Origin of the sequence: Methylosinus sp. Sm6 (assembly GCF_019802345.1) — a bacterium.
In the GTDB taxonomy this organism is placed as follows: domain Bacteria; phylum Pseudomonadota; class Alphaproteobacteria; order Rhizobiales; family Beijerinckiaceae; genus Methylosinus.
The window spans coordinates 46,312-66,898 of record NZ_JAINDZ010000003.1; the positions used below are offsets into that span (position 1 = coordinate 46,312).

The 20,587-nt window shown below is 66.1% G+C and carries 21 protein-coding genes; 7 read left to right on the plus strand and 14 right to left on the minus strand.

What is annotated here, in order from left to right; all coding sequences use genetic code 11:
• Positions 1-55: 55 nt before the first annotated feature.
• The 9 genes from K3F48_RS03035 to K3F48_RS03075 form a co-directional block, all read right to left on the minus strand.
• The gene (locus tag K3F48_RS03035; RefSeq protein ID WP_222573932.1) at positions 56-424 is read right to left on the minus strand and encodes an iron-sulfur cluster assembly accessory protein; all 369 of its coding nucleotides are present in this window, start codon (positions 422-424) and stop codon (positions 56-58) included.
• A 42-nt stretch (positions 425-466) separates the two neighbouring features.
• Positions 467-892, minus strand: coding sequence for a VOC family protein (locus K3F48_RS03040; protein ID WP_222573933.1), 426 nt, complete (start codon positions 890-892; stop codon positions 467-469).
• A gap of 15 nt (positions 893-907) precedes the next feature.
• Positions 908-1,276, minus strand: coding sequence for an iron-sulfur cluster assembly protein (locus tag K3F48_RS03045; protein ID WP_222574091.1), 369 nt, complete (start codon positions 1,274-1,276; stop codon positions 908-910).
• A gap of 51 nt (positions 1,277-1,327) precedes the next feature.
• Complete coding sequence (locus K3F48_RS03050; protein ID WP_222573934.1) at positions 1,328-2,578, minus strand: cysteine desulfurase; 1,251 nt, start codon at positions 2,576-2,578, stop codon at positions 1,328-1,330.
• The gene (sufD, locus tag K3F48_RS03055) at positions 2,575-3,879 is read right to left on the minus strand and encodes a Fe-S cluster assembly protein SufD (RefSeq protein WP_222573935.1); all 1,305 of its coding nucleotides are present in this window, start codon (positions 3,877-3,879) and stop codon (positions 2,575-2,577) included. Before sufD ends, K3F48_RS03050 begins: the two co-directional genes overlap by 4 nt.
• A 9-nt stretch (positions 3,880-3,888) precedes the next feature.
• Complete coding sequence (sufC, locus tag K3F48_RS03060; RefSeq protein ID WP_003610798.1) at positions 3,889-4,638, minus strand: Fe-S cluster assembly ATPase SufC; 750 nt, start codon at positions 4,636-4,638, stop codon at positions 3,889-3,891.
• Positions 4,639-4,691: 53 nt separating this feature from the next.
• Positions 4,692-4,979 (minus strand): type II toxin-antitoxin system RelE/ParE family toxin, encoded by a 288-nt coding sequence (locus K3F48_RS03065; protein ID WP_222573936.1) that lies wholly within the window; start codon positions 4,977-4,979, stop codon positions 4,692-4,694.
• A 266-nt stretch (positions 4,980-5,245) separates the two neighbouring features.
• The gene (sufB, locus tag K3F48_RS03070) at positions 5,246-6,715 is read right to left on the minus strand and encodes a Fe-S cluster assembly protein SufB (protein ID WP_222573937.1); all 1,470 of its coding nucleotides are present in this window, start codon (positions 6,713-6,715) and stop codon (positions 5,246-5,248) included.
• 69 nt (positions 6,716-6,784) lie between these two features.
• Positions 6,785-7,936 (minus strand): cysteine desulfurase family protein, encoded by a 1,152-nt coding sequence (locus tag K3F48_RS03075; protein ID WP_222573938.1) that lies wholly within the window; start codon positions 7,934-7,936, stop codon positions 6,785-6,787.
• A 250-nt stretch (positions 7,937-8,186) separates the two neighbouring features.
• Here K3F48_RS03075 and K3F48_RS03080 point away from each other — a divergent pair, with 250 nt between their 5' ends.
• Complete coding sequence (locus K3F48_RS03080) at positions 8,187-8,861, plus strand: alpha/beta hydrolase (RefSeq protein ID WP_222573939.1); 675 nt, start codon at positions 8,187-8,189, stop codon at positions 8,859-8,861.
• Between the two features lie 36 nt (positions 8,862-8,897).
• On the opposite strand, the gene K3F48_RS03085 is transcribed toward K3F48_RS03080, so the two are convergent.
• Positions 8,898-9,365, minus strand: a complete 468-nt coding sequence (locus tag K3F48_RS03085; protein WP_222573940.1) for a nuclear transport factor 2 family protein — start codon at positions 9,363-9,365, stop codon at positions 8,898-8,900.
• Between the two features lie 83 nt (positions 9,366-9,448).
• Here K3F48_RS03085 and K3F48_RS03090 point away from each other — a divergent pair, with 83 nt between their 5' ends.
• Positions 9,449-10,066 carry a TetR/AcrR family transcriptional regulator gene (locus K3F48_RS03090; protein ID WP_222573941.1) on the plus strand — a complete coding sequence of 206 codons (618 nt, stop codon included), beginning with the start codon at positions 9,449-9,451 and terminating at the stop codon, positions 10,064-10,066.
• A 22-nt stretch (positions 10,067-10,088) separates the two neighbouring features.
• Here the strand turns inward: K3F48_RS03090 and K3F48_RS03095 are convergent, their stop codons facing one another.
• The 3 genes from K3F48_RS03095 to K3F48_RS03105 all read right to left on the minus strand — a co-directional run bounded on the left by K3F48_RS03095 (position 10,089) and on the right by K3F48_RS03105 (position 12,977).
• On the minus strand, positions 10,089-10,922 hold the full coding sequence (locus tag K3F48_RS03095; RefSeq protein ID WP_222573942.1) for an outer membrane protein: 834 nt from the start codon (positions 10,920-10,922) through the stop codon (positions 10,089-10,091).
• A gap of 336 nt (positions 10,923-11,258) precedes the next feature.
• Entirely contained in the window at positions 11,259-11,819 is a 561-nt protein-coding gene (locus K3F48_RS03100) for a redoxin family protein (RefSeq protein WP_222573943.1), read from the minus strand.
• A 48-nt stretch (positions 11,820-11,867) separates the two neighbouring features.
• Positions 11,868-12,977 carry an anhydro-N-acetylmuramic acid kinase gene (locus K3F48_RS03105; protein WP_222573944.1) on the minus strand — a complete coding sequence of 370 codons (1,110 nt, stop codon included), beginning with the start codon at positions 12,975-12,977 and terminating at the stop codon, positions 11,868-11,870.
• 140 nt (positions 12,978-13,117) lie between these two features.
• Between K3F48_RS03105 and nhaA the strand changes: the two genes are divergently transcribed.
• The 4 genes from nhaA (at position 13,118) to dksA (ending at position 16,690) form a co-directional block, all read left to right on the plus strand.
• Entirely contained in the window at positions 13,118-14,323 is a 1,206-nt protein-coding gene (gene nhaA / locus K3F48_RS03110) for a Na+/H+ antiporter NhaA (RefSeq protein WP_222573945.1), read from the plus strand.
• A gap of 61 nt (positions 14,324-14,384) precedes the next feature.
• A complete protein-coding gene (locus tag K3F48_RS03115; protein ID WP_222573946.1) occupies positions 14,385-14,723 on the plus strand; it encodes a hypothetical protein in 339 nt (112 codons plus the stop codon).
• Between the two features lie 245 nt (positions 14,724-14,968).
• A complete protein-coding gene (locus tag K3F48_RS03120; RefSeq protein ID WP_222573947.1) occupies positions 14,969-16,189 on the plus strand; it encodes an NADP-dependent isocitrate dehydrogenase in 1,221 nt (406 codons plus the stop codon).
• 84 nt (positions 16,190-16,273) lie between these two features.
• On the plus strand, positions 16,274-16,690 hold the full coding sequence (gene dksA, locus K3F48_RS03125; protein WP_222573948.1) for an RNA polymerase-binding protein DksA: 417 nt from the start codon (positions 16,274-16,276) through the stop codon (positions 16,688-16,690).
• A 74-nt stretch (positions 16,691-16,764) separates the two neighbouring features.
• Here dksA and K3F48_RS03130 read toward each other — a convergent pair whose 3' ends face one another.
• Positions 16,765-17,697: a flagellar biosynthetic protein FliO gene (locus K3F48_RS03130; RefSeq protein WP_222573949.1), complete on the minus strand. Its 933-nt coding sequence runs from the start codon at positions 17,695-17,697 to the stop codon at positions 16,765-16,767.
• A 233-nt stretch (positions 17,698-17,930) separates the two neighbouring features.
• On the opposite strand from K3F48_RS03130, the gene cckA reads away from it, so the two are divergent.
• Complete coding sequence (cckA, locus tag K3F48_RS03135; protein WP_222573950.1) at positions 17,931-20,450, plus strand: cell cycle histidine kinase CckA; 2,520 nt, start codon at positions 17,931-17,933, stop codon at positions 20,448-20,450.
• Positions 20,451-20,587: the final 137 nt, after the last annotated feature.

The window sequence follows — 20,587 nt, forward strand, 5'->3', positions numbered from 1 at the left end:
CTGGACCGCGAGCCTTCAGGCTCGCTGATTTTTGCAGATCGAAGACGCCTCGTTCTCAGCCGTGCAGCTGCTTCTCGGCCTCGCCCTGATCGGCCGGATGCAGCTCCACGCTCTCGCCGCAGCCGCAAGCCGAGGTCTGGTTGGGATTCTGGAACACGAAGCTCGACGAGAACATCGAGGTCTCGACGTCCATGCGCGTTCCGAGCAGATAGAGCACTGCGGCTCCGTCGACGATGACGCGCGCGCCCTTCTCCTCGATCACCTCGTCGCCGGGCGCCGGCGCGGCCAGCTCCATCTTATAAGCCATGCCGGCGCAGCCGCTCTTTTCGAGCGAGATGCGCAGCCCGGCGCTGGGGTTCTCGTGCCCGGCGAGCAGGCCGCGCACGCGTTCGGCAGCGGCGTCGCTGAGGGTCATGACCGTCATTGTTCTCTCCTTAGGTCCATTCGTCCGCAGCGCTCGGCGCGCTCAGTAATTCGCCCAAAGGCCCGGCGAGGCGATCTCGACGAGATTGCCGTCGGGGTCGCGGAAATAGAGGCTCCGCCCGCCGCGCGGCCATTCCATCCGCGCCTCGATCGCGACTCCCGTCTCGCCGAGGCGCCGCTCCCAACGCTCCATATCTTCGGCCGGCGTAGCCAGAGCAAAATGCATCCTGCCGAAACCGTCGTGCGGCGGAATCTCGCCGCCGGGCAATCTCACCGTCTCGGTTGTCGCCCCGCGCAAGAACAGCAGCAGCACGCTGCGCGGACCGCAATCATAGGCGACGAGCCGCTCGTCCGAAAACATGGGCGAGAGGCCGAGCGTCGTCTCGTAGAACCGGGCCGCCCGCGCCAGATCGTCGACATAAATCGCCGTCTCGAGACAGCCGTCGATTCTCGGCGCGGGAGCGTTCATTCGGCCCCTCCGATCTCACCACATGTCGAGCGTCATGCGCGCTTCGTCCGACATGCGGCTCTGATCCCATGGCGGATCGAAGACGAGCTTCACCACCACCGCCAGAACGCCCGGCACGAGGCTCACCGAGCTCTGCACCTGCTCGACGATCTGGCCGGCGACCGGGCAGCCCGGCGCGGTCAGGGTCATCTCGATATGGACCACATCCTCCGGCGAGATGTCGATCTGATAGACGAGGCCGAGCTCGAAAATATCGGCCGGAATCTCCGGGTCCTGCACGGTCTTCAGCGCAGCGATGATGTTTTGCGTCAGCTGCTCCACCTGCTCCTTGGTGCGGCCGTGTGGCAGGGGGGCTTCGGCCGAGAGGCCGGCATCGCCGACGATTTCCTGCGGCTCCACCGCATCATCCGTCTTGGTCACGCTCGTCGCTCCTTTTTAGGAAAACAGCGCCTTGGCCTTCAACAGCGCTTCCGCCAAGCGGTCCACCTCGCCGCGCGTATTATACATGGCGAACGAAGCGCGGCAGGTGGAGGTGACGTTGAAACGCTGCAGCAGCGGCATGGCGCAATGGGTGCCGGCGCGCACGGCGACGCCGGAGCGGTCGATGATGGTCGCAATGTCGTGGGCGTGCGCCTCCGGCATGTCGAAAGCGACGATCGGGCCCTTGTCCTTGGCGTGGCCGAAGATGCGCAGCCCCGGCACGTCGGCGAGCCGCTCATGCGCATAGGCCGTGACATCGGCTTCATGCGCGCGGATCGCCGGACGGCCGATCTTCTGCATATAGTCGAGCGCCGCGCCGAGCCCCGCCGCCTGCACGATCGGCGGCGTGCCCGCCTCGAAGCGATGCGGCGGCGTGTTGTAGGTGACGGTGTCGCGCGTGACCATCTCGATCATCTCGCCGCCGCCGGCGAAGGGCGGCAGGCTCTCCAGCCATTTCTTCTTGCCATAGACCGCGCCGATGCCGGTCGGCCCATAGAGCTTGTGGCCGGTGACGACGTAGAAATCGACGTCCAGCGCGCGCACGTCGACGTCGAGATGCACGGCGCCCTGCGAGCCGTCGACCAGCACCGGCACGCCATGGGCGTGAGCGATGCGCACGACATCGGCGACCGGCGTCGGCGCCGCCAGCACATTGGACATATGCGTCAGCGCGACGATCTTGGTCTTCGGCGTGATCAGCCTCTCGAAATCCTCGAGCGAGAACACGCCGTCATCGTCGGTCTCGATCCATTTCAGCACCGCGCCCTTGCGCTCGCGCAGAAAGTGCCAGGGCACGATGTTGGAGTGGTGCTCCATGATCGAGAGGATGATCTCGTCGCCCTCGCCGATATGGGCGAGGCCATAGGACGAGGCGACGAGATTGATGGCTTCGGTGGCGCCGCGGGTGAAGATGATCTCTTCGCGCGACTCGGCGTTGAGAAAGCGGCGCAAGGTCTCGCGCGCGCCCTCGTAGGCGTCGGTCGCCGCATTGGCGAGATAATGCAGGCCGCGATGCACATTGGCGTATTCGTGCTCGTAGACCTGGGAGATGCGCTCGATCACCTGTTTCGGCTTCTGCGCCGAAGCGGCGTTGTCGAGATAGACGAGATCCTTGCCATAGGGCTTTTCCGAGAGGATCGGAAAATCGCGACGGATCGCCTCGACGTCATAGGCCGCGGTCGCTTCCTTCAAGAGCGGCTGGTTCACTTGCCGTCCTCCCGTCTGCCGAGCCAGGAGCGAATGCGCGCGAAATAGGATTCGCGTGTCGCCTCCTCGGAGACCGCGTCGACGATCTCGCCGGCGAAGCCTTCGATCAGCAGCGCCTCGGCCTCGCGCTTGGGCAGGCCGCGCGCCTCGAGATAGAACAGCTGGTCGGCGTCGAGGCGGCCGCAAGTGGCGCCATGGCCGCAAACGACGTCGTCGGCGAAGATCTCGAGCTCCGGCTTGTTGTTCATCGTGGCGTTCTCGCTGAGGAGAAGCGCCCGCGACTGCATCGAGCCATCGGTCTTCTGCGCGCCGGGACGCACCACGACCTTGCCTTGGAACACGCCGGTCGACTGGCCGTCGAGCACGCTGCGGAAGCGCTCGCGGCTCTGGCAATGCGGCGCCGCATGCTCGACGACGAGCGTCGTGTCGGCGTGATCCTTGCCGCCGAGCAGGGCGACGCCATCGAGCGAGAGGCTCGCCTGCTCACCGGCGAGACGCGCGAAGATTTGCCGGCGCACGAGGCCGCCGCCTTCGACGAATCCGAGCGATTTGAACGAGGCCTTGGTCTGCGCCGTCACCATCAGGCTGAACAGGCGGATCGCCGCTTCCGACTGCGGGCCGATGTCGGCGATATGCTCGACCTCGGCGCCCGCGCCGATCGAAAAGGCGAGCACATGGTTCTCCTGCACGCCGGCAGGCGCGAGCGCGACGGAGGTTTCGACGATCTTGGCCTTGGCGCCGTCGCCGACGACGACGAGCGAGCGCGTGAAGGCCGAGCGCGCGGCGTCGCCCGAGGATAGCAGCAGAATCTCGATCGTCTTCGCCACCTCGGTCGCCGGGGCGATGCGCAGCACCACGCCGTCCTGCATCAGCGCGGCGTTGAGCGCGACGACCGCGTCGGCGCCGGCGTTCTCGGGTAGGCCGAGCGCGGTCAGAACAGCGGAATCGTCCTTTGCCAGCGCATCGGCGAGCGAAGACAGCTCGACGCCGGCCGGCAGAGCGGCGACGTCTGACAGATCCGGACGAAACGCGCCATCGGCGACGACGAGGCGCACGCGCCCGTCCGCCGCAGCCGGAACGGCGACCGTTCCCGGCGCGCCGAGCGGCGCCACGCTGCGCAGCGCCGCGCGCAGATCGGTGTAATGCCACGCCTCGACGCGCCGCGTCGGCAGGCCTTTGCGCGCGAAGAATTCCCAAGAGGCCTGGCGCAGCGCCGCGGCGCCCTTGCCCTTCATCGCCTCGAAGGCGCCAGCGAGCGCCGTCTCGGCTTCGCTCTTCTTGTCGATCGCCTGCACGGTCATGGCTTCACCTCACGCCGCTTCGCCGACATAATCGCGATAGCCGCTCTTCTCGAGCTCCAGCGCGAGCTCCGGACCGCCTGTCTTCTGGATCTTGCCCTTGGCCATCACATGCACGGTGTCCGGCTTGATGTAGTCGAGCAGGCGCTGATAGTGGGTGATCACGAGGAAGCCGCGGCTCGGCGAGCGCAGCGCGTTGACGCCCTCGGAGACGATGCGCAGCGCGTCGATGTCGAGACCGGAGTCGGTCTCGTCGAGAATGCCGAACTTCGGCTCCAGCAGGCTCATCTGCAGAATGTCCATGCGCTTCTTCTCGCCGCCGGAGAAGCCGACGTTGAGCGGACGCTTCAGCATGTCCATATTGATGCCGAGCTTGCTCGACGCCTCGCGCACCATCTTCATGAAGTCCGGCGTCTGCAGCTCCTCCTCGCCGCGAGAGCGGCGCTGCGCGTTCACCGCGGCCTTGAGGAAGGTCATCGTCGCGACGCCCGGAATCTCGACCGGATATTGGAAGGCGAGAAACACGCCCTTGGCGGCGCGCTCATGCGGCTCGAGACCGAGAATATTCTCGCCGTCGAGCAGCACCTCGCCCTCGGTCACGTCATAACCTTCGCGTCCCGAGATCACGTAAGAGAGCGTCGATTTGCCGGTGCCGTTCGGACCCATGATGGCGGCGACCTCGCCGTCCTTCACCGTCAGGTTCAGCCCGTCGAGAATTTTGCGTTCTCCGATGGAGACGTGGAGATTCTTGATTTCGATCATTTGCTCTGGTTCCTCTCGACGACGTTCCGTCTGGCGTTACGCTGTGACCGCAATTACCGTGCCGCGCCTTCGAGGCTCCGTCTCATGTGGATGTAGCGAACCAGTTCCACGTGATCGGCCTCGATCCGATACAGCAGCAAGTAAGACCCGCACACGGTGCTTCGCACTCCGACCGCTATGTCATTCCTCTCGCGCCCTATCTTCGGATTCTCGCCGAGCAGTCTGGTTTTTCTCTCCAAACGATCGAGCAGGCGATCCGCGGCGCTTTCGTCGTCCCGGGCCACATAGGCCCAAATTTCGATCAAATCCTCTTCTGCGCGTGCTGATCGAACAATGCGCACTCAGCTTCTCGTGAGAGACGTTCGGCGGCGCGCTTCCGCTTTGATTTCATCGATCGACCATGACCGACCCGCGCCGCTCTCGACGCCCTCTTGCCAGAGACGACGCAGCTCCTCGAGCCCCATCGCCTCCGCCAATCTCTGCGCTCGCCACTCGGCGACAGCATCGCGAAGGACATCTTCTTCAGATGCATATTCGCCTGTCGCGACGGCCGAGGCGACTTCCGCCTCGAGATCGCCCGGCAAAACGAGATGCATCTTTCGAGCTGTCATCCCACGCTGCCTTCGAGGCTCACCGCGATCAGCTTCTGTGCTTCGACTGCGAATTCCATGGGCAGCTTCTGCAGCACATCGCGCACGAAACCATTGACGATGAGCGCCGTCGCTTCTTCTTCCGAGAGGCCGCGCTGCATGCAATAGAACAGCTGGTCTTCGGAAATCTTCGACGTCGTCGCCTCATGCTCGAAGACAGCCGAGGCGTTCTTCGATTCGAGATAGGGCACCGTATGCGCGCCGCATTTGTCGCCGATCAGCAGGCTGTCGCAGTTGGTGAAATTGCGGGCGCCTTCCGCCTTGCGATGCGCCGACACCTGTCCGCGATAGGTGTTCTGCGAATTGCCGGCGGAGATGCCCTTGGAGATGATGCGGCTCTTGGTGTTCTTGCCGAGATGGATCATCTTCGTGCCGCTGTCGACCTGCTGATAGCCGTTCGACACTGCGATCGAATAGAACTCGCCCTGCGAATTGTCGCCGCGCAGAATGCAGGATGGATATTTCCACGTCACCGCGGAGCCCGTCTCCACCTGCGTCCAGGAGATATGCGAGTTCTTGCCGCGGCAATCGCCACGCTTCGTCACGAAATTATAGATGCCGCCCTTGCCCTCGCTGTCGCCGGGATACCAGTTCTGCACCGTCGAATATTTGATCTCGGCGTCGTCGAGAGCGACGAGCTCGACCACCGCGGCGTGCAGCTGGTTCTCGTCGCGCTTGGGGGCCGTGCAGCCTTCGAGATAAGAGACGTAAGAGCCGGCGTCGGCGATGATGAGCGTGCGCTCGAACTGTCCCGTATTCTTCTCATTGATGCGGAAATAGGTCGAGAGCTCCATCGGGCAGCGCACGCCCGGCGGGATGTAGACGAAGGACCCGTCCGAGAACACGGCCGAGTTCAGCGTCGCATAGAAATTATCGGTCACCGGAACGACCGAGCCGAGATATTTGCGAACGAGCTCGGGATGCTCGCGCACCGCTTCCGAGATCGGGCAGAAGATCACGCCCGCCTTGGACAACTCCTCCTTGAAGGTCGTCGCCACCGAGACCGAGTCGAACACCGCGTCGACGGCGATCTTGCGCTGTTCGACGCCGGCGAGGATCTCCTGCTCGCGCAGCGGAATGCCGAGCTTCTCATAGGTGCGCAGCAGCTCCGGATCGACGTCCTCGATCGAGGTCGGCCCGGGCGTCGATTTCGGCGCGGAGTAATAATAGAGGTCCTGATAGTCGATCGGCGGATAGTCGACCCGAGCCCATTTGGGCTCCTCCATCGTCAGCCAGCGCCGATAGGCCTCGAGGCGCCACTCGGTCAGCCATTCGGGCTCGTTCTTCTTCGCCGAAATGAAGCGGACGATATCTTCGCTGAGGCCCTTGGGGGCCTTTTCCGATTCGATATCGGTCGTGAAGCCGTATTTATACGCGTCGACGTCGATTTCCTCGACGCGCGCCACCGTCTCCTGGCGAGCCGCCATGTGTCCTCTCCTCGTCTCGACGGGTTCAAGGCCCGCCGGCCGAAATTTCGGGCCGCCGGGGCGGCCTTTTCAGGCGGCCGTCCGCCGCGCCCTGATCCTCTTCGCGATCCGTGCAAAAGCGATACCAAACAAATCTACATGCTCTCGGGTCGTCGACCAACCGAGACTCGCCCGCAAAGCTTCCGTTTCCTCGAGCCCCATGGCGGCGAGCACATGCGAGCGCCGCACCTTGCCCGAGGAACAGGCGGAGCCCGTGGAGAGGGCGATCCCTTCCATGTCGAGCGCCATCAGCAGCGTATGCGCTTTTCCGCCCGGCGTCTGAAAGGCCGACGTGTTGGGCAGACGCGGAGCTCCGGCGCTCAAAAACACCGCTTCCGGCCAGCTTTCCTTTACTTTTTCCTCGAGCAGGCCGCGCAGCCCGGAGAGCCGCTCGGCTTCCTCGGCGAGCGTTTCTTTCGCGACTGCGAAAGCCGCGGCGAAGCCGAGGATGGCGGCGAGGTTTTCGGTTCCCGCGCGCCGGCCGCTCTCCTGCCCGCCGCCGCGCAGAAGCGCCTCCCTGATATGGAGAGCGTCGTCGGCGAGCGCCAGTGCGCCGGCGCCGGCGGGTCCCCCGAGCTTGTGTGAGGAAAAGAACAATGCATCGGCACCGGTCGAGGCGAATGTCGTCTCGATGCGTCCGACCGCCTGCGTCGCATCGCAGATCAGGAGCCCGCCCGCCGCATGGATCAGATCGGCCGCGGCGCGCGTCGGCTGCACCGCGCCGGTCTCGTTGTTGGCGGCCTGTAGGGCGACGAGAATGCGGCGTTCTTTGTTGCGCTGCAGCAAGCCGGACAGGGCGTCGAGCGCGACGATCCCGTCGGCGGTCAGCGCAACGCTTTCCACATTCCCCGGGGGGAAGCGGCGGCCTTGGAGGACGGCGGCATGCTCGCCGGCGCCGGCCAGCAGCAGATCGAAGGTGGCTTCGTCGTGGCCGCGTTGTAAGAAAGGCGTCAAAATCAGATTGGCGGCCTCGGTCGCGCCCGAGGTGAAGACGAGATTTTTAGTGGCTGTCCCGACGCCGGCGGCAATCTCTGCTCGCGCGCCTTCCACGGCGGCTCGGGCGGCGCGGCCCTCGGCATGGACGGAAGACGGGTTGCCGACCATGTCCAGCGCCGCGAGCATGGCCGCGCGGGCCTGGGGCCGCAGCGGCGTCGTGGCGTTGTGATCGAGATAGGCGCGCATCGAACCCGGCGGGCTCCCGTTCGGCGCCGGGCCGATGTCATGGCGCGACGGGAGCTTCAAAACTCTTGCCTATCGCCCCGGCGTACATGCTAGAAGGCCCGCTCGGCCGGACAGGCTGCGGGAGCCCGGGCGCGTCGGAGCGTGGCGCCCCGCCGGGACTGGCCCGTCCGGATCATAACGCATTTTCGGCGTCGGCGGAAACCGTCCCGACCGAAAATGACGTTCTCGCGTCGGCACGACGAGGAGTTCCATGCCCGAAGTCATTTTCACCGGCCCCGCAGGCCGGCTCGAAGGCCGCTTCCATCAGTCGGCGCAGCGCGGCGCGCCGATCGCCATCGTGCTGCATCCGCATCCGCAGTTCGGCGGCACGATGAACAATCAGATCGTCTACCACCTCTATTACGCCTTCGCCGAACGCGGCTTCTCGGTGCTGCGCTTCAACTTCCGCGGCGTCGGCCGCAGCCAGGGCGCTTTCGATCACGGCGCGGGCGAGCTTTCCGACGCGGCCGCCGCGCTCGACTGGGCCCAGGCCGTGAACCCGGAAGCGCGCGCCTGCTGGATCGCCGGCGTCTCCTTCGGCTCCTGGATCGGCATGCAATTGCTGATGCGCCGGCCCGAGATCGAGGGCTTCGTCTCGATCGCGCCGCCGGCCAATCGCTTCGATTTTTCCTTCCTGGCGCCGTGCCCGTCCTCGGGCCTCTTTATCCACGGCGATCTCGACCGCGTCGCGCCGCTGAAGGAAGTCACCGGGCTCATCGAGAAGCTCAAGACGCAGAAGGGCATCGTCATCGAGCATGCGGTGGTCCAGGGCGCCAACCACTTCTTCGAGAACCGCATCGAGCCGCTGATCTCGGAGGTCGACGCCTATCTCGACCGCCGGCTCGGCAATCCGCCGCGCATCGCCATTCCGGCGCGGGGCGATTGAGGCTGCGAGCCTCGAGCTCGCAGTTCGAACCCTCCGTTACAAGTCGAGATCGCTCAAGCCCGGATGATCGTCGGGCCGGCGGCCGAGCGGCCAATGGAACATGCGCCGCTCCGGTGCGATCGGCAAATCATTGATGCTGGCGTAGCGACGCCGCATCAGGCCGTTCGCGTCGAACTCCCAATTCTCGTTGCCATAGCTTCGAAACCAATGGCCGGAGTCGTCGCGCCACTCATAGGCGAAGCGCACCGCGAGGCGATCGCCCGTGAAGGCGAAAAGCTCCTTGATGAGGCGATAGTCGAGCTCGCGCGCCCATTTGCGCTCGAGAAAGGCCCGTGCGGCGTCGCGACCCTCGAGAAACTCCGCCCGATTCCGCCACTTCGTATCCGGCGCGTAGACCCCGGCGACGCGGGCCGGGTCGCGAGAGTTCCAGGCGTCCTCGGCCGCGCGCACCTTCTGACGAGCGGTCTCTTCGGTAAATGGAGGAAGCGGCGGTCTTTGTTCCATCGGCGGGCGCTCCGGGCGACGTAGACAGATCTGTCTACGTCGTCTGCCTAGCCCAGGTGGACAGAGTTGTCTATAGCTCGGTCATGACCCGCGAGACCAAATCCGCCCGCGATCGCATCCTCGAGACGGCGCATGATCTCTTCTATCGCGACGGCGTGCGTGCGACAGGAGTCGACCGCCTGATCGCCGAAGCGGGAGTGACCAAGGTCACGTTCTATCGTCACTTCCCATCGAAGGACGATCTCATCCGCGCTTTTCTCGAGCATCGGCACGAGCGCTGGATGCGCTGGTTCGAAGCGGCGCTCGCGCGTCACGCGGAAGGGCAGAGCGAGGCCGAGCGTCGACAGGAACCGCTCGCGCCGCTCGTCCTCGCGCTCGCGGATTGGTTCGCGCAGCCGTCCTATCGAGGCTGCGCCTTCATCAATTCCGTCGCGGAGATCGGCGACGCCTTGCCCGACGTCGCCAAGATCGCATCGAGGCACAAGGGCGCGCTGACGAAGGCCATTCTGTCGCTGCTTCCCGACGATGCGCCGGACCGGATGGTCGTCGCCTATGCAGCCAGGCTCGCCGCGGACGGCGCGATCGTCGGCGCTCAGGCCGAAAATCGAGAGAGCGACGAGATCATTGCCGCGCTGCGCCTCGTGTCGAGGGCGCTGACGTCGGCTCGATCGGAACCGCTCGGCGGCCGCTCTCGAGATTGAAGAGAGCGGCCGCCGACCAGCGTCAGTATTTGACCGCGGAGGGCGCCGCGTCGAAGAAGTTGAAGTGATAGTTCACGCCAGCGCGGACGACATGGCCGTCGAAGCGGGAGGTCGACTGCGCCCAGGAGTTCTGCGCGCCGGCGGCGTCCGCATAAGCGAAGGACGCGCCCGAGGTCGTCGCCTTGCCGAGATCATAGTAGAGATATTCGGCCTTGGCGCTCCAATGCGGCAGGAACAGCCATTCGAGGCCGCCGCCGACCGAATAGCCGACGCGCGTGTCGGAGAAGGAGTCGGAGCCGGTCGCGGTTCCGTAATAGGTCGCGCTCTGATTGGTCTGGCCATAGGCGAGGCCGCCGGTCGCATAGGCGAGCAGGGTCGGCGTCACCAGATAGCCGACGCGGCCGCGCACGGTGCCGAGATAATCGAGGCCGCGCGAAATCGAGGCCGAGGCGGTCGGACCGGTATAGGTCGTCGACTGGCGATCGGAGGCGACGCCTTGAATGTCGGCCTCGAGGCCCAGCACGAAGCTGTTGTAGACCTGCGCATTATAGCCGATCTGGCCGCCGCCGATGAAGCCCTCGTTCTTGACCGAGGGGGCGAAGGGGAAATTGCCGGCGAGCGCCTGCGCGCCGAAGCCGGCGGAGCCGGTGTCATAATAGGACTGGGTGACCGTATCGGTGTTCGACCAGCCATAGCCGGCGTTGAGGCCCAAATAAAAGCCGGTCCACATCGGCGGCGGCGGCGGCGGCGGCAGAAAGGCCGGGGCGTCTTTGCGCGACGGAAGGTCGGCGGCCGACGCCGAGCCCATCCCGACAGCCAAGGCGAGCATGCTCGCGGCGACGACATATTTCTTCATGATCCAGTCCTCTCGATACCGTTTTTTCGCTCTGTCCGGACGCGCTGGAGCGTCGACGCCGCAGGCTCGCGGCGAGCCGCGTTGAACCGCGACGACGAGCGTCGGTAGAGAAGCTGTAGCTCTGGCGGATGAAATTCAAGTTAATTTTTTTACATCTTGCCGTCGTTAACATCATAGAAATGATGTTTTTGTCCTTTTGCAGGAAGGCCGCAGACAAATACTCGTTTCTCCACAGTTTCGCCTTCTTTTTTCGTCGTCGGCGTCAGGTTGTAATCCTGCCAGAATGCTTTTCGAGATGCGATGCTTTACGCTCGATGTTCTCGATCCGCGTCGAGGTCAGCCGGCTTTGCTCAACGCCGGCAGCAGCCGCGCCGCCAGGATTTGCGGGTCGAGAGGACCGTGCAGCGCGAGCTCGATCGACGGCCCGGGGCCGATGACGAAAGTCGTCGGAACCCCGCGGGCGCCGAGCGCGCGCTGCAGCAGGGCGCGGCTGTCGAGGCCGACGGCGGCATAGGGATTGCCGTGCTGCGCGAGATAGTCGCGCACATGGTCCGGGGCGTCGCGCACGGCGGCGCCATAGACCGGGACCGGACAAAGGCGGGCGAATTCGACGAGCAGCTGATGCTCCTCCCGGCAGGACGGGCACCAGGACGCCCAGAAATTGAGGACCGATCGCCGGCCGGCGAGATCGGTGGAGGAAAGGCCGGCGAGCGGCCGGCCCGCGGCGTCGAGGAGTCCGGGGGAGGGGCCGAGCTCGAAGCTGTCGAGAGACAACGGGTTGAACAGGCGCGAGGCCACATCAGCGCGGATTGCGGCCACCGCAGCGAGGCCTGCCCCGGCGGCAAGCAGAAAGCCCCGCCGGCCGACCGAGGCTTCTCTCCCATTCTCGTCAGTCATTGCGACCTCCCTCTCCCGGAAGCTTGGCCGCAAAGTCTCGAGAAGTCGTCAACCGGAGGCGCGCGCGAGACGGCCGCCGGGTAGGGGCTCCGGCGCGCCGGTCGTCTTTGGAAAGGTGAGCGGCAGGCCTTTCAGCGATCGCGCGGCGAGAAAGGCGAAGGCCTGCGCTTCGATCGCTGCGCCCGCCCAGCCGATATCCTCGGCGCGCTCGACCGCGCAGGGCAAGCGCGCCGCCAGCTCGCGCATGAGCGTCGGATTGTACGCGCCGCCGCCGCAGACGATGGCGAGGCGCGGCGGCGCCGGCAGCAGCGGAAACGCCCGTCCGATCGAAGCGGCCGTGAAGGCGGTCAGCGTCGCCGCCGCGTCGGCGGTCGCGAGGCCCGCGACAGGGGCGAGCGAGAAATCGTTTCGATCGAGCGATTTCGGCGGCGGCGCCTCGAAAAAAGGATGGGCGAGAAGCCGCGCGAGCGCGTCCTCGTCCGCCCGGCCGGCCGCGGCGGCCGCGCCGTCGCGATCGAAAGCAACGCCCGTTCGCGCCAGCATCAGATCGTCGATGAGCGCATTTCCGGGACCGGTGTCGCAGGCGACCGGCTCGGCGGCCCCGTCGACGAGAGTGACATTGGCGACGCCGCCGATATTCAGCACGGCGACCGGGCCGTCGAGTCCGCTCGCGGCGACGAGCGCGCGATGATAGGCCGGAACCAGCGGCGCGCCCTGGCCGCCGGCGGCGACATCGGCGGCGCGCAAATCATAGACGACATCGATCCCGAGCCGTCGCGCGAGGGCGGCGCCGTCGCCGATCTGCACGGTGAGGCGCCGCTCGGGACGATGCAGCACGGTCTGGCCGTGGAACCCCACGACATCGATCGCCGCCGCGTCGATCTCATTTTCGCGCAGAAACGCCTCGACCGCCTCGGCGTGCCGTTCGGTCACGACGCGCTCGGCCTCGGCGAGCGGGCCGGGTCGGGCCATCCTGTCCTCGAGGTCGACAGCCTTCGCCAGAGCCGCCCGCAGCAGCGCCCGGTCCTCCTCGCCATAGGGCGCGGAGAGGGTCGGCCCGAAGGAGAGAAGCTGGACGCCGTCGGTTTCGAGCAGCGCCACATCCACGCCATCCATCGAGGTGCCGGACATCAGGCCGATGGCGCGGACGAGGGACATGTCTTCATCTCCTGTCGTCATTTTTTCCCGCCTAATCGGCGCCGGCGCTTGCGCAGCTCCCGAATCCCGTTGAACGAGGATGGAAAATCGCCCAAGAGGGGGAAGCTGCGCGCAGCTTTCGTTCCGTAGGGGATTTTCTCATGAACCGCCAGCGTCACCGCTTTCGTTCGACCCTGCGTCGATTCATCGACAGCGAGGCGGCGGGCGGCGTCATCCTGATGGGCAGCGCCGCTCTGGCTCTCGTCACCGCCAACTCGCCCTACGCCGAGATTTATGCTCATACGCTCGAGACGAAGCTCGGCCCGCTCTCCGCTTTGCATTGGATCGACGACGGGCTGATGGCGATCTTTTTCCTCCTCGTGGGGCTGGAGATCAAGCGGGAATTGCTGGACGGACATCTCCGCCAGTGGTCGGCGCGGATTCTCCCCGGCCTCGGCGCGCTCGGCGGCATGCTGGCGCCCTCGCTCATTTATGCCGCGTTCAACGTGGATTCGCCGCAGACACGACGCGGCTGGGCGATTCCGTCCGCGACCGACATCGCCTTCGCGCTCGGCGTTCTGGCTCTGCTCGGCGACCGCGTGCCCGCGGCGCTGAAGGTGTTTCTGACGGCGCTCGCCATTCTCGACGATCTCGGCGCGATCCTCATCATCGCGCTGTTCTACGCCGGCGAGCCCGCGGCGGGACCGACGCTCGGCGCCGGCGTCACTCTCTTCCTCCTGCTCGGCCTCAATCTCTTCGAGGTGCGCCGGCTGACGCCCTATCTCCTGCTCGGCGCGGTCCTCTGGTATTGCGTCGAAAAAAGCGGCGTGCATGCGACGCTCGCCGGCGTGCTGCTCGCCGCGTTCATTCCGCTGCGCCTGACCGGGCCCGATCCGCATGAGCACACGCCGCTGCATCGGCTGGAGAACCGCCTCGGGCCATTCGTCGCGCTGCTGATTCTGCCGCTGTTCGGCTTCGCCAATGCGGGCGTCACGATCGGGGAGGGCGGGGTCTCCGAAGCCGTCGGCGTGGTCTCGATGGGAGTCGCGGTGGGCTTGTTCGTCGGAAAGCAGCTCGGCGTGTTCTCGGCGCTGGCGCTCGCCATTTCCACAGGTCTCGCGGTTCGACCGACGCGGTCGAGCTGGGGCCAGCTCTATGGCGTCTCGGTCCTCTGCGGCGTCGGCTTCACCATGAGCCTGTTCATCGGCCAGATCGCCTTCGATGCCGATCCCGGCGCGCTGCGCGCGACGAAAATCGGCGTGCTCGCCGGTTCTTTGATCTCGATCGCGCTCGGCTCGGTCACGCTGTGGCTGTGCTTCGCCAAAAAGGCGCGCGCGGCGGCGTCGCCGACGGACGCGGCGGAATGAACATCGGATAGAACCATGCGAATATGGGCGGCTTTCCGCTCATTTTTCGTGAGGCTCCATCATGCCGCTTTTCAAGCTCCCCCTTTCCGGCGACGTGACGCAAACGATCAGTCCGCTGACCGCCTTTCTCAGCCCCTACGGAAGCCAGCTCGGTCTGATCAACATCAACCTCGGCCGCTCGAGCTCCCCTCGGGTGGAAGAGGAGGTGCTGATGGACGTCGGCAGCTATGGCAGGCAGCTCGGCCGCATCGGCGACGCGCTGGCCGTTCTGCTCGCTCATTTCGAGCCGCGCCGCGAGCTCACCGCCGAGGAGCGGAAGGCGCTCGACGAGCTGCGAAAAATGCTCGCCGAGATCGATGCGGTGAAGAAGCGGTGCGAGCGGCCGGTCTGCGCGCCGTGATTTCCACGGGACGCCTCGCCTCGGCCGGTATCGCGATCGATTGCTTCTTCATAGCTGCGCTCCTTGCAATGACGGCTCTTCGGCGGAAGCGGCGCCGCATACGGCGTCCGCTCGCCCGCCTATGGCGCCTGCTTTGCCTCGCGCCGGCCTAGCATTCTTTAGTTTGAGCGAATTCTGATCGATCGAACGATTCCGTTCGATCGGAAAGCGCTCTATAAGGCCGGGGCCTGACGCGGGAGAATTGGATGAGCAAGATCAAGGTGGAGCAGCCGGTCGTCGAGCTGGACGGCGACGAGATGACGCGCATCATCTGGGCCTATATCAAAGACAAGCTCATCCTTCCTTATCTCGATATCGAGCTGCTCTATTATGATCTCTCGATCCAGAATCGCGACGCCACGAACGATCAGGTGACGATCGACGCGGCCGAGGCGATCAAGCGCCATGGCGTCGGGGTCAAATGCGCGACCATCACGCCGGACGAAGCGCGCGTGAAGGAGTTCGGCCTCAAGGAAATGTGGAAGTCGCCCAACGGCACGATCCGCAACATCCTCGGCGGCGTCATCTTCCGCGAGCCGATCATCTGCAAGAATGTGCCGCGTCTCGTGCCGGGCTGGACGCAGCCGATCGTGATCGGCCGCCACGCCTTCGGCGATCAATATCGCGCCGTCGATTTCCGCACGCCCGGCAAGGGACGGCTCTCGATCAAATTCGAGGGCGAGGACGGGACGGTCATCGAGAAGGAAGTTTTCAAATACCCGGGCGCCGGCGTCGCCATGGCGATGTACAATCTCGACGATTCGATCCGCGAGTTCGCCCGCGCCTCGATGAATTATGCGCTCAATCGCAGGTTCCCGCTCTACCTCTCGACCAAGAACACGATTCTGAAGGCCTATGACGGGCGCTTCAAGGATTTGTTCCAGGAAGTGTTCGACGCCGAGTTCAAGACGAAGTTTCAGGCGCTCGGCCTCACCTATGAGCATCGCCTGATCGACGACATGGTCGCCTCGGCGCTGAAATGGTCCGGCGGCTATGTGTGGGCCTGCAAGAATTACGACGGCGACGTGCAGTCGGACACGGTGGCGCAGGGGTTCGGCTCGCTCGGGCTGATGACCAGCGTGCTGATGACGCCGGACGGAAAGACCGTCGAGGCCGAGGCCGCTCATGGCACGGTGACGCGCCACTACCGCGAGCATCAGAAGGGGCACGAGACGTCGACCAATTCGATCGCCTCGATCTTCGCCTGGACCCGGGCGCTCGCCCATCGCGGCAAGCTCGACGGCAACGCCGCGCTGACGAATTTCGCGCAGTCGCTCGAAGACGTGTGCGTGTCGACGGTGGAGCAGGGCTTCATGACCAAGGATCTGGCCCTGCTCGTCGGCCACCGGCAGAAATGGCTGTCGACCACCGGCTTCCTCGACAAGATCGATTCCAACCTGAAAACAGCGCTCGCAGGGCGCGCTTGAGGGGCTCCGGATGGAAGTGATTGTGCTGCCAGGACGGCGCGGCTATATAGACGCCGCGTTCAGGCTGAGAGAGGATTCGAGGCCATGGCGGTGGATATAGACGAAAGCTACAAGCCGTCCGAGCAGGAAGCTTTCATGAACGAGCGGCAGCGCGAGTATTTCCGGCGCAAGCTGCTCGCGTGGAAAGAGGAAATTCTGCAGGAGAGCCGCGACACGCTGGCGACTCTGCAGAGCGAGAACGAGAATCATCCAGATCTCGCCGATCGCGCTTCATCCGAAACCGACCGGGCGATCGAGCTTCGCGCCCGCGACCGACAGCGAAAGCTCATCGCCAAGATCGAGGCGGCTCTGTCGCGGCTGGACGACGGCACCTATGGCTATTGCGAGGAGACCGGCGAGCCCATTTCTCTGAAGCGGCTCGACGCACGGCCGATCGCCACCCTGTCCATCGAGGCGCAGGAGCGTCACGAGCGCCGCGAGCGCGTCTACCGCGACGACTGACGCCGTTCACTCTTTTCTATTTGGGGATGGGGATCGAACAGCGCCCGCGGACTTCCGCGGGCGCTGTCGTTTCGTCACTTCTGTTTGGGCTCCGGCCGGCCGAGCAGCCGCGCCATTTCCGCCTCCAGCGAATCGAGCGGGTCGACCTCGGGGGCCGGCTTCGCAGGCGCCGGGGCGGGGGCCTGGGCGGCCGCCGGGGGCGGAGCGGCTTCAGGCGCCGGCGTGGCCGCGGCGGGCGGCGGGGCCGGCTGGGGCGGAAGCTCGGGGACCGGCTTTTCGGCCTGTGGCGGAGGAACCGGCGCAAGAGCCGCGCCCTCGGCGGCGCCCGGCGCGGAGGCCGGCCGCTGTGTGCGCGAGAGGAAGGGCGGCGGCGGCGGCCGCGGGGCTCTGGGAGTCGGCGTGAAGCCGGGGCGCGGCGGCGGGGTGAAGCGCGAGGTCGCCGCAGGCCGCGGCGCGGCCGCGGGCTGGCCTTCGCCGACTGCCGGCGAAGGCGGCGCGACAGGCGGCTTGACCGACGGCGGGGGAGGCGGCGGCGGAGCGAACATATCCGAGGGCAGGGGCCCGAGACCGGCCGGCGGGGACGGCGGCGCGAGCGGCGGAACGTCGACGGGCCGCTTGCCGACCTCGGCGGCGGGCGGCGGCGGAATCGGTCCGATCGGCGGCGGCGGCGCGAGCGGCCACCCGGCGGCCGAAGGCGCCTCACGCGGCCGCGTGTCGCGCGCCTCGACCCGCGTGATCGCGCCTTCCACCAGAAGATCGTTGGGGCCGCCGATCAGCAGCAGATGTTCGACATTATCCCGCCTGACGATCACCAGCTGACGGTCTCCGTCGAGCTCGAACGTGTCGACGATGTCGAGGCGCCGCGGACGATTGCGCGGGCCGGGCGCCTTGATGCGCCGCCCGAACAACAGCCGATAGATGTAGAGCAGCAGAAGCGCCGCGAACAGGAACGCCACCACCGCAGCGAGGATCGGCAGAAGCTGGGATTGGGTGATGCTGGGGGGCATGAATCGCTTTTTCTCTCGTCGTGACGCGGCGCGAGCATGCAATCTATCAGTTTTCGAAGCAAGCGCGCCCGAAAGGTTAATCAATGGTTAACGCGCGAAAAGCTCCAGCGCGACGCTAGCGGATTTCGGCGCGCGGGCGTTGCCTTGCGCCGCGCGGAAGGTCATTGTCTAGCGCGATTCACCTCAGCGCCGGCGCATTTCGCCGGGCGAGACCGAGCGAGACTCCGTTCAGAATGCACGACAGGCTCGAAAAGCCGGCGCCGCCCGCCTACGATCGGACCGAACGACCCGGAAATATCGGGCTCGTATTGGCGCTCGCCGTTGGACTCGTCGGCGCGATCGTCTTCGCCTCGCTGCTGCCGGCGCCGCTCGCGCCGAAATTCGCGGCGGGCCTGCTGGCGCTGCTCGCCGTCGCCGGCGTGTTCTCGGCTTTCGCTTACGCCGTCGGCTTTCTGCGCCTCCCGGCCGCCGCCGCGCGGCGCGACATCGCGCGGCAGATCGCCGACACATTTTCGGAAGGCCTGCTCGTCACCGAAGGCGATTCGCAGATCGTCTATGCGAACGACGCCTATATGGATCTGTGCGGCGCGCGCGACGCCGCCGGGCTCGTCACCGTCGAGCGCCTGTTCTCGGGCCCCGCCGATGTCTCGGAGGCGATCTATCGCCTCGCCCAGGCCGCCCGCGCGCGCCGCTCTCACGCCGAGGACATTCGCCTCGCGCCGCCGCTCACCGGCGACGCCGAGGTCGGCTGGTACCGCATTCGCGTGCGCCCGCTCACGCGCGACGGCGGCGGCGTCGCCAATCTGTGGACCGTCGTCGACGCGACCGCCGACCGTCAGCGCCAGGAGAACTTCTTCCAGGAGCTTCAGCACGCCATCGATTTCCTCGATCATGCGCCCGCCGGATTCTTGTCCGCCGCGCCCGACGGGGCGATCTCCTACATGAACAAGACGCTCGCCGGCTGGCTCGGCTATGACCTCACCCAGGTCGGCTCGGGCGGGATCGCGCTGGCCGACATCGTCGCCAACAGCGGCTCGACGCTCATCACCTCGGTCGCCGGCGGCGCGGGCGAGGTGCGCACCGCCCAGATCGACCTCGATCTGAAGCGCCGCAACGGCCGCACGCTGCCGGTGCGCCTGCTGCATCGCGTCGCCTTCGGCCAGGACGGAACGCCCGGCGCGTCGCGCACTCTGGTGCTGAACCGCGCCGCGGGCGAGGAGCCGGAGGAGGATCTGCGCGCCGCCGAAGTGCGCTTCGCGCGCTTCTTCAATTCGACGCCGATGGCGATCGCCGCGCTCGATCAGGACGGGCGCGTCACCCGCTCCAACGCGGCTTTCGCCAAGCTCCTGCCGCAAGCGATGAAGGGCGGCGCGGCCTGGCCGATCCTCGACGGCGTCATCGAGCGCGACCGTCCGGCGCTGCGCGAGGCGATCGCCGCGGCGCTCGACGACAAGGGCGACGTCGAGCCCGTCGACGCCGCGCTCGAGGACTGCGAGGGGAGGCCCGCGCGCTCCGCGCGCTTCTTCGCCGCGCCGGCGGAGGACGCCGGCGGCAAGGGCGCGATGATCTATGCGCTCGACACCACCGAGCAGCGCAAGCTGCAGGAGGGCTTCGCCCAATCGCAGAAGATGCAGGCGGTCGGCCAGCTCGCCGGCGGCGTCGCGCATGACTTCAACAATATGCTGACGGCGATCATCGGCTATTCCGATCTCCTGCTCGCCAATCATCGCCCGACCGATCCATCCTTTCAGGACATCATCCAGATCAAGCAGACGGCCAATCGCGCCGCCGGGCTCACCCGCCAGCTGCTCGCCTTCTCCCGTCGCCAGACGTTGCGCCCGCAAGTCTTGCAGCTCGGCGACGTGCTGTCGGAGCTGCAATTGCTGCTGCGCCGCCTCGTCGGCGAGAAGGTCGAGGTCGATCTGAAGCACGGCCGCGACCTCTGGTTCGTGAAGGCCGACATCAACCAGTTCGAGCAGGTCGTCATCAATCTCGTCGTCAACGCCCGCGACGCCATGCCGGAGACGGGCGGCCGCATCATCCTGCGCACGCGCAACATCGCCGCCGCCGAATGTGGGAGCTTCGGCGAGGCCTCGCTCATCTTTGCCGATTATGTGCTGATCGAAGTGGAGGACAATGGCTCCGGCATTCCGGCGGATGTGAAAGCCAAGATTTTCGAGCCCTTCTTCACCACCAAGGAGGTCGGCAAGGGCACCGGCCTCGGCCTCGCCATGGTGTTCGGCATCGTCAAGCAGTCGGGCGGCTTCGTCTTCGTCGACAGCGAGGTCGGCCGCGGCACTGTGTTTCGCATTCTGCTGCCGCGCCATGTGCCGGAGGCGGGGGAGCTTCCCTCCAAGGTGGAGGCGCCGAAGGCTGCCGCCGATTACACGGGGCAGGGGAGCATTCTGCTGGTCGAGGACGAGGACGCGGTGCGCGCCTTCGCCGCCCGCGCCCTGGTCTCGCGCGGATACAGCGTGCTCGAGGCGAGTTCCGGCCTCGAGGCGCTCGAGGTGGTCGAGCGCGAGGGGGCGCGCATCGATCTCATCGTCTCCGATGTGGTGATGCCGGAGATGGACGGCCCGGCCATGTTCGCGGAGCTGCGCAAGCGCGGCGTGACGGCGAAGGTGGTGTTCGTCTCGGGCTACGCCGAGGAAGCCTTCGCGAAAAATCTGCCGGAGGGCGATTTCGGGTTCTTGCCCAAGCCGTTCAGCTTGAAGCAGCTGATCGAGACGGTGAAGGCGAGCCTTGGGTGAGGACCGAATCTCCCTTCTGCCACTCGTGGGAGAAGGTGACCCGGCGCAGCCGGGTCGGATGAGGGTTTCAAGATCAAAGACAGTCGTTCACAGGGGAATCGGGTGATCGACTACAGTCCCCTCACCCTCGTCCTGAG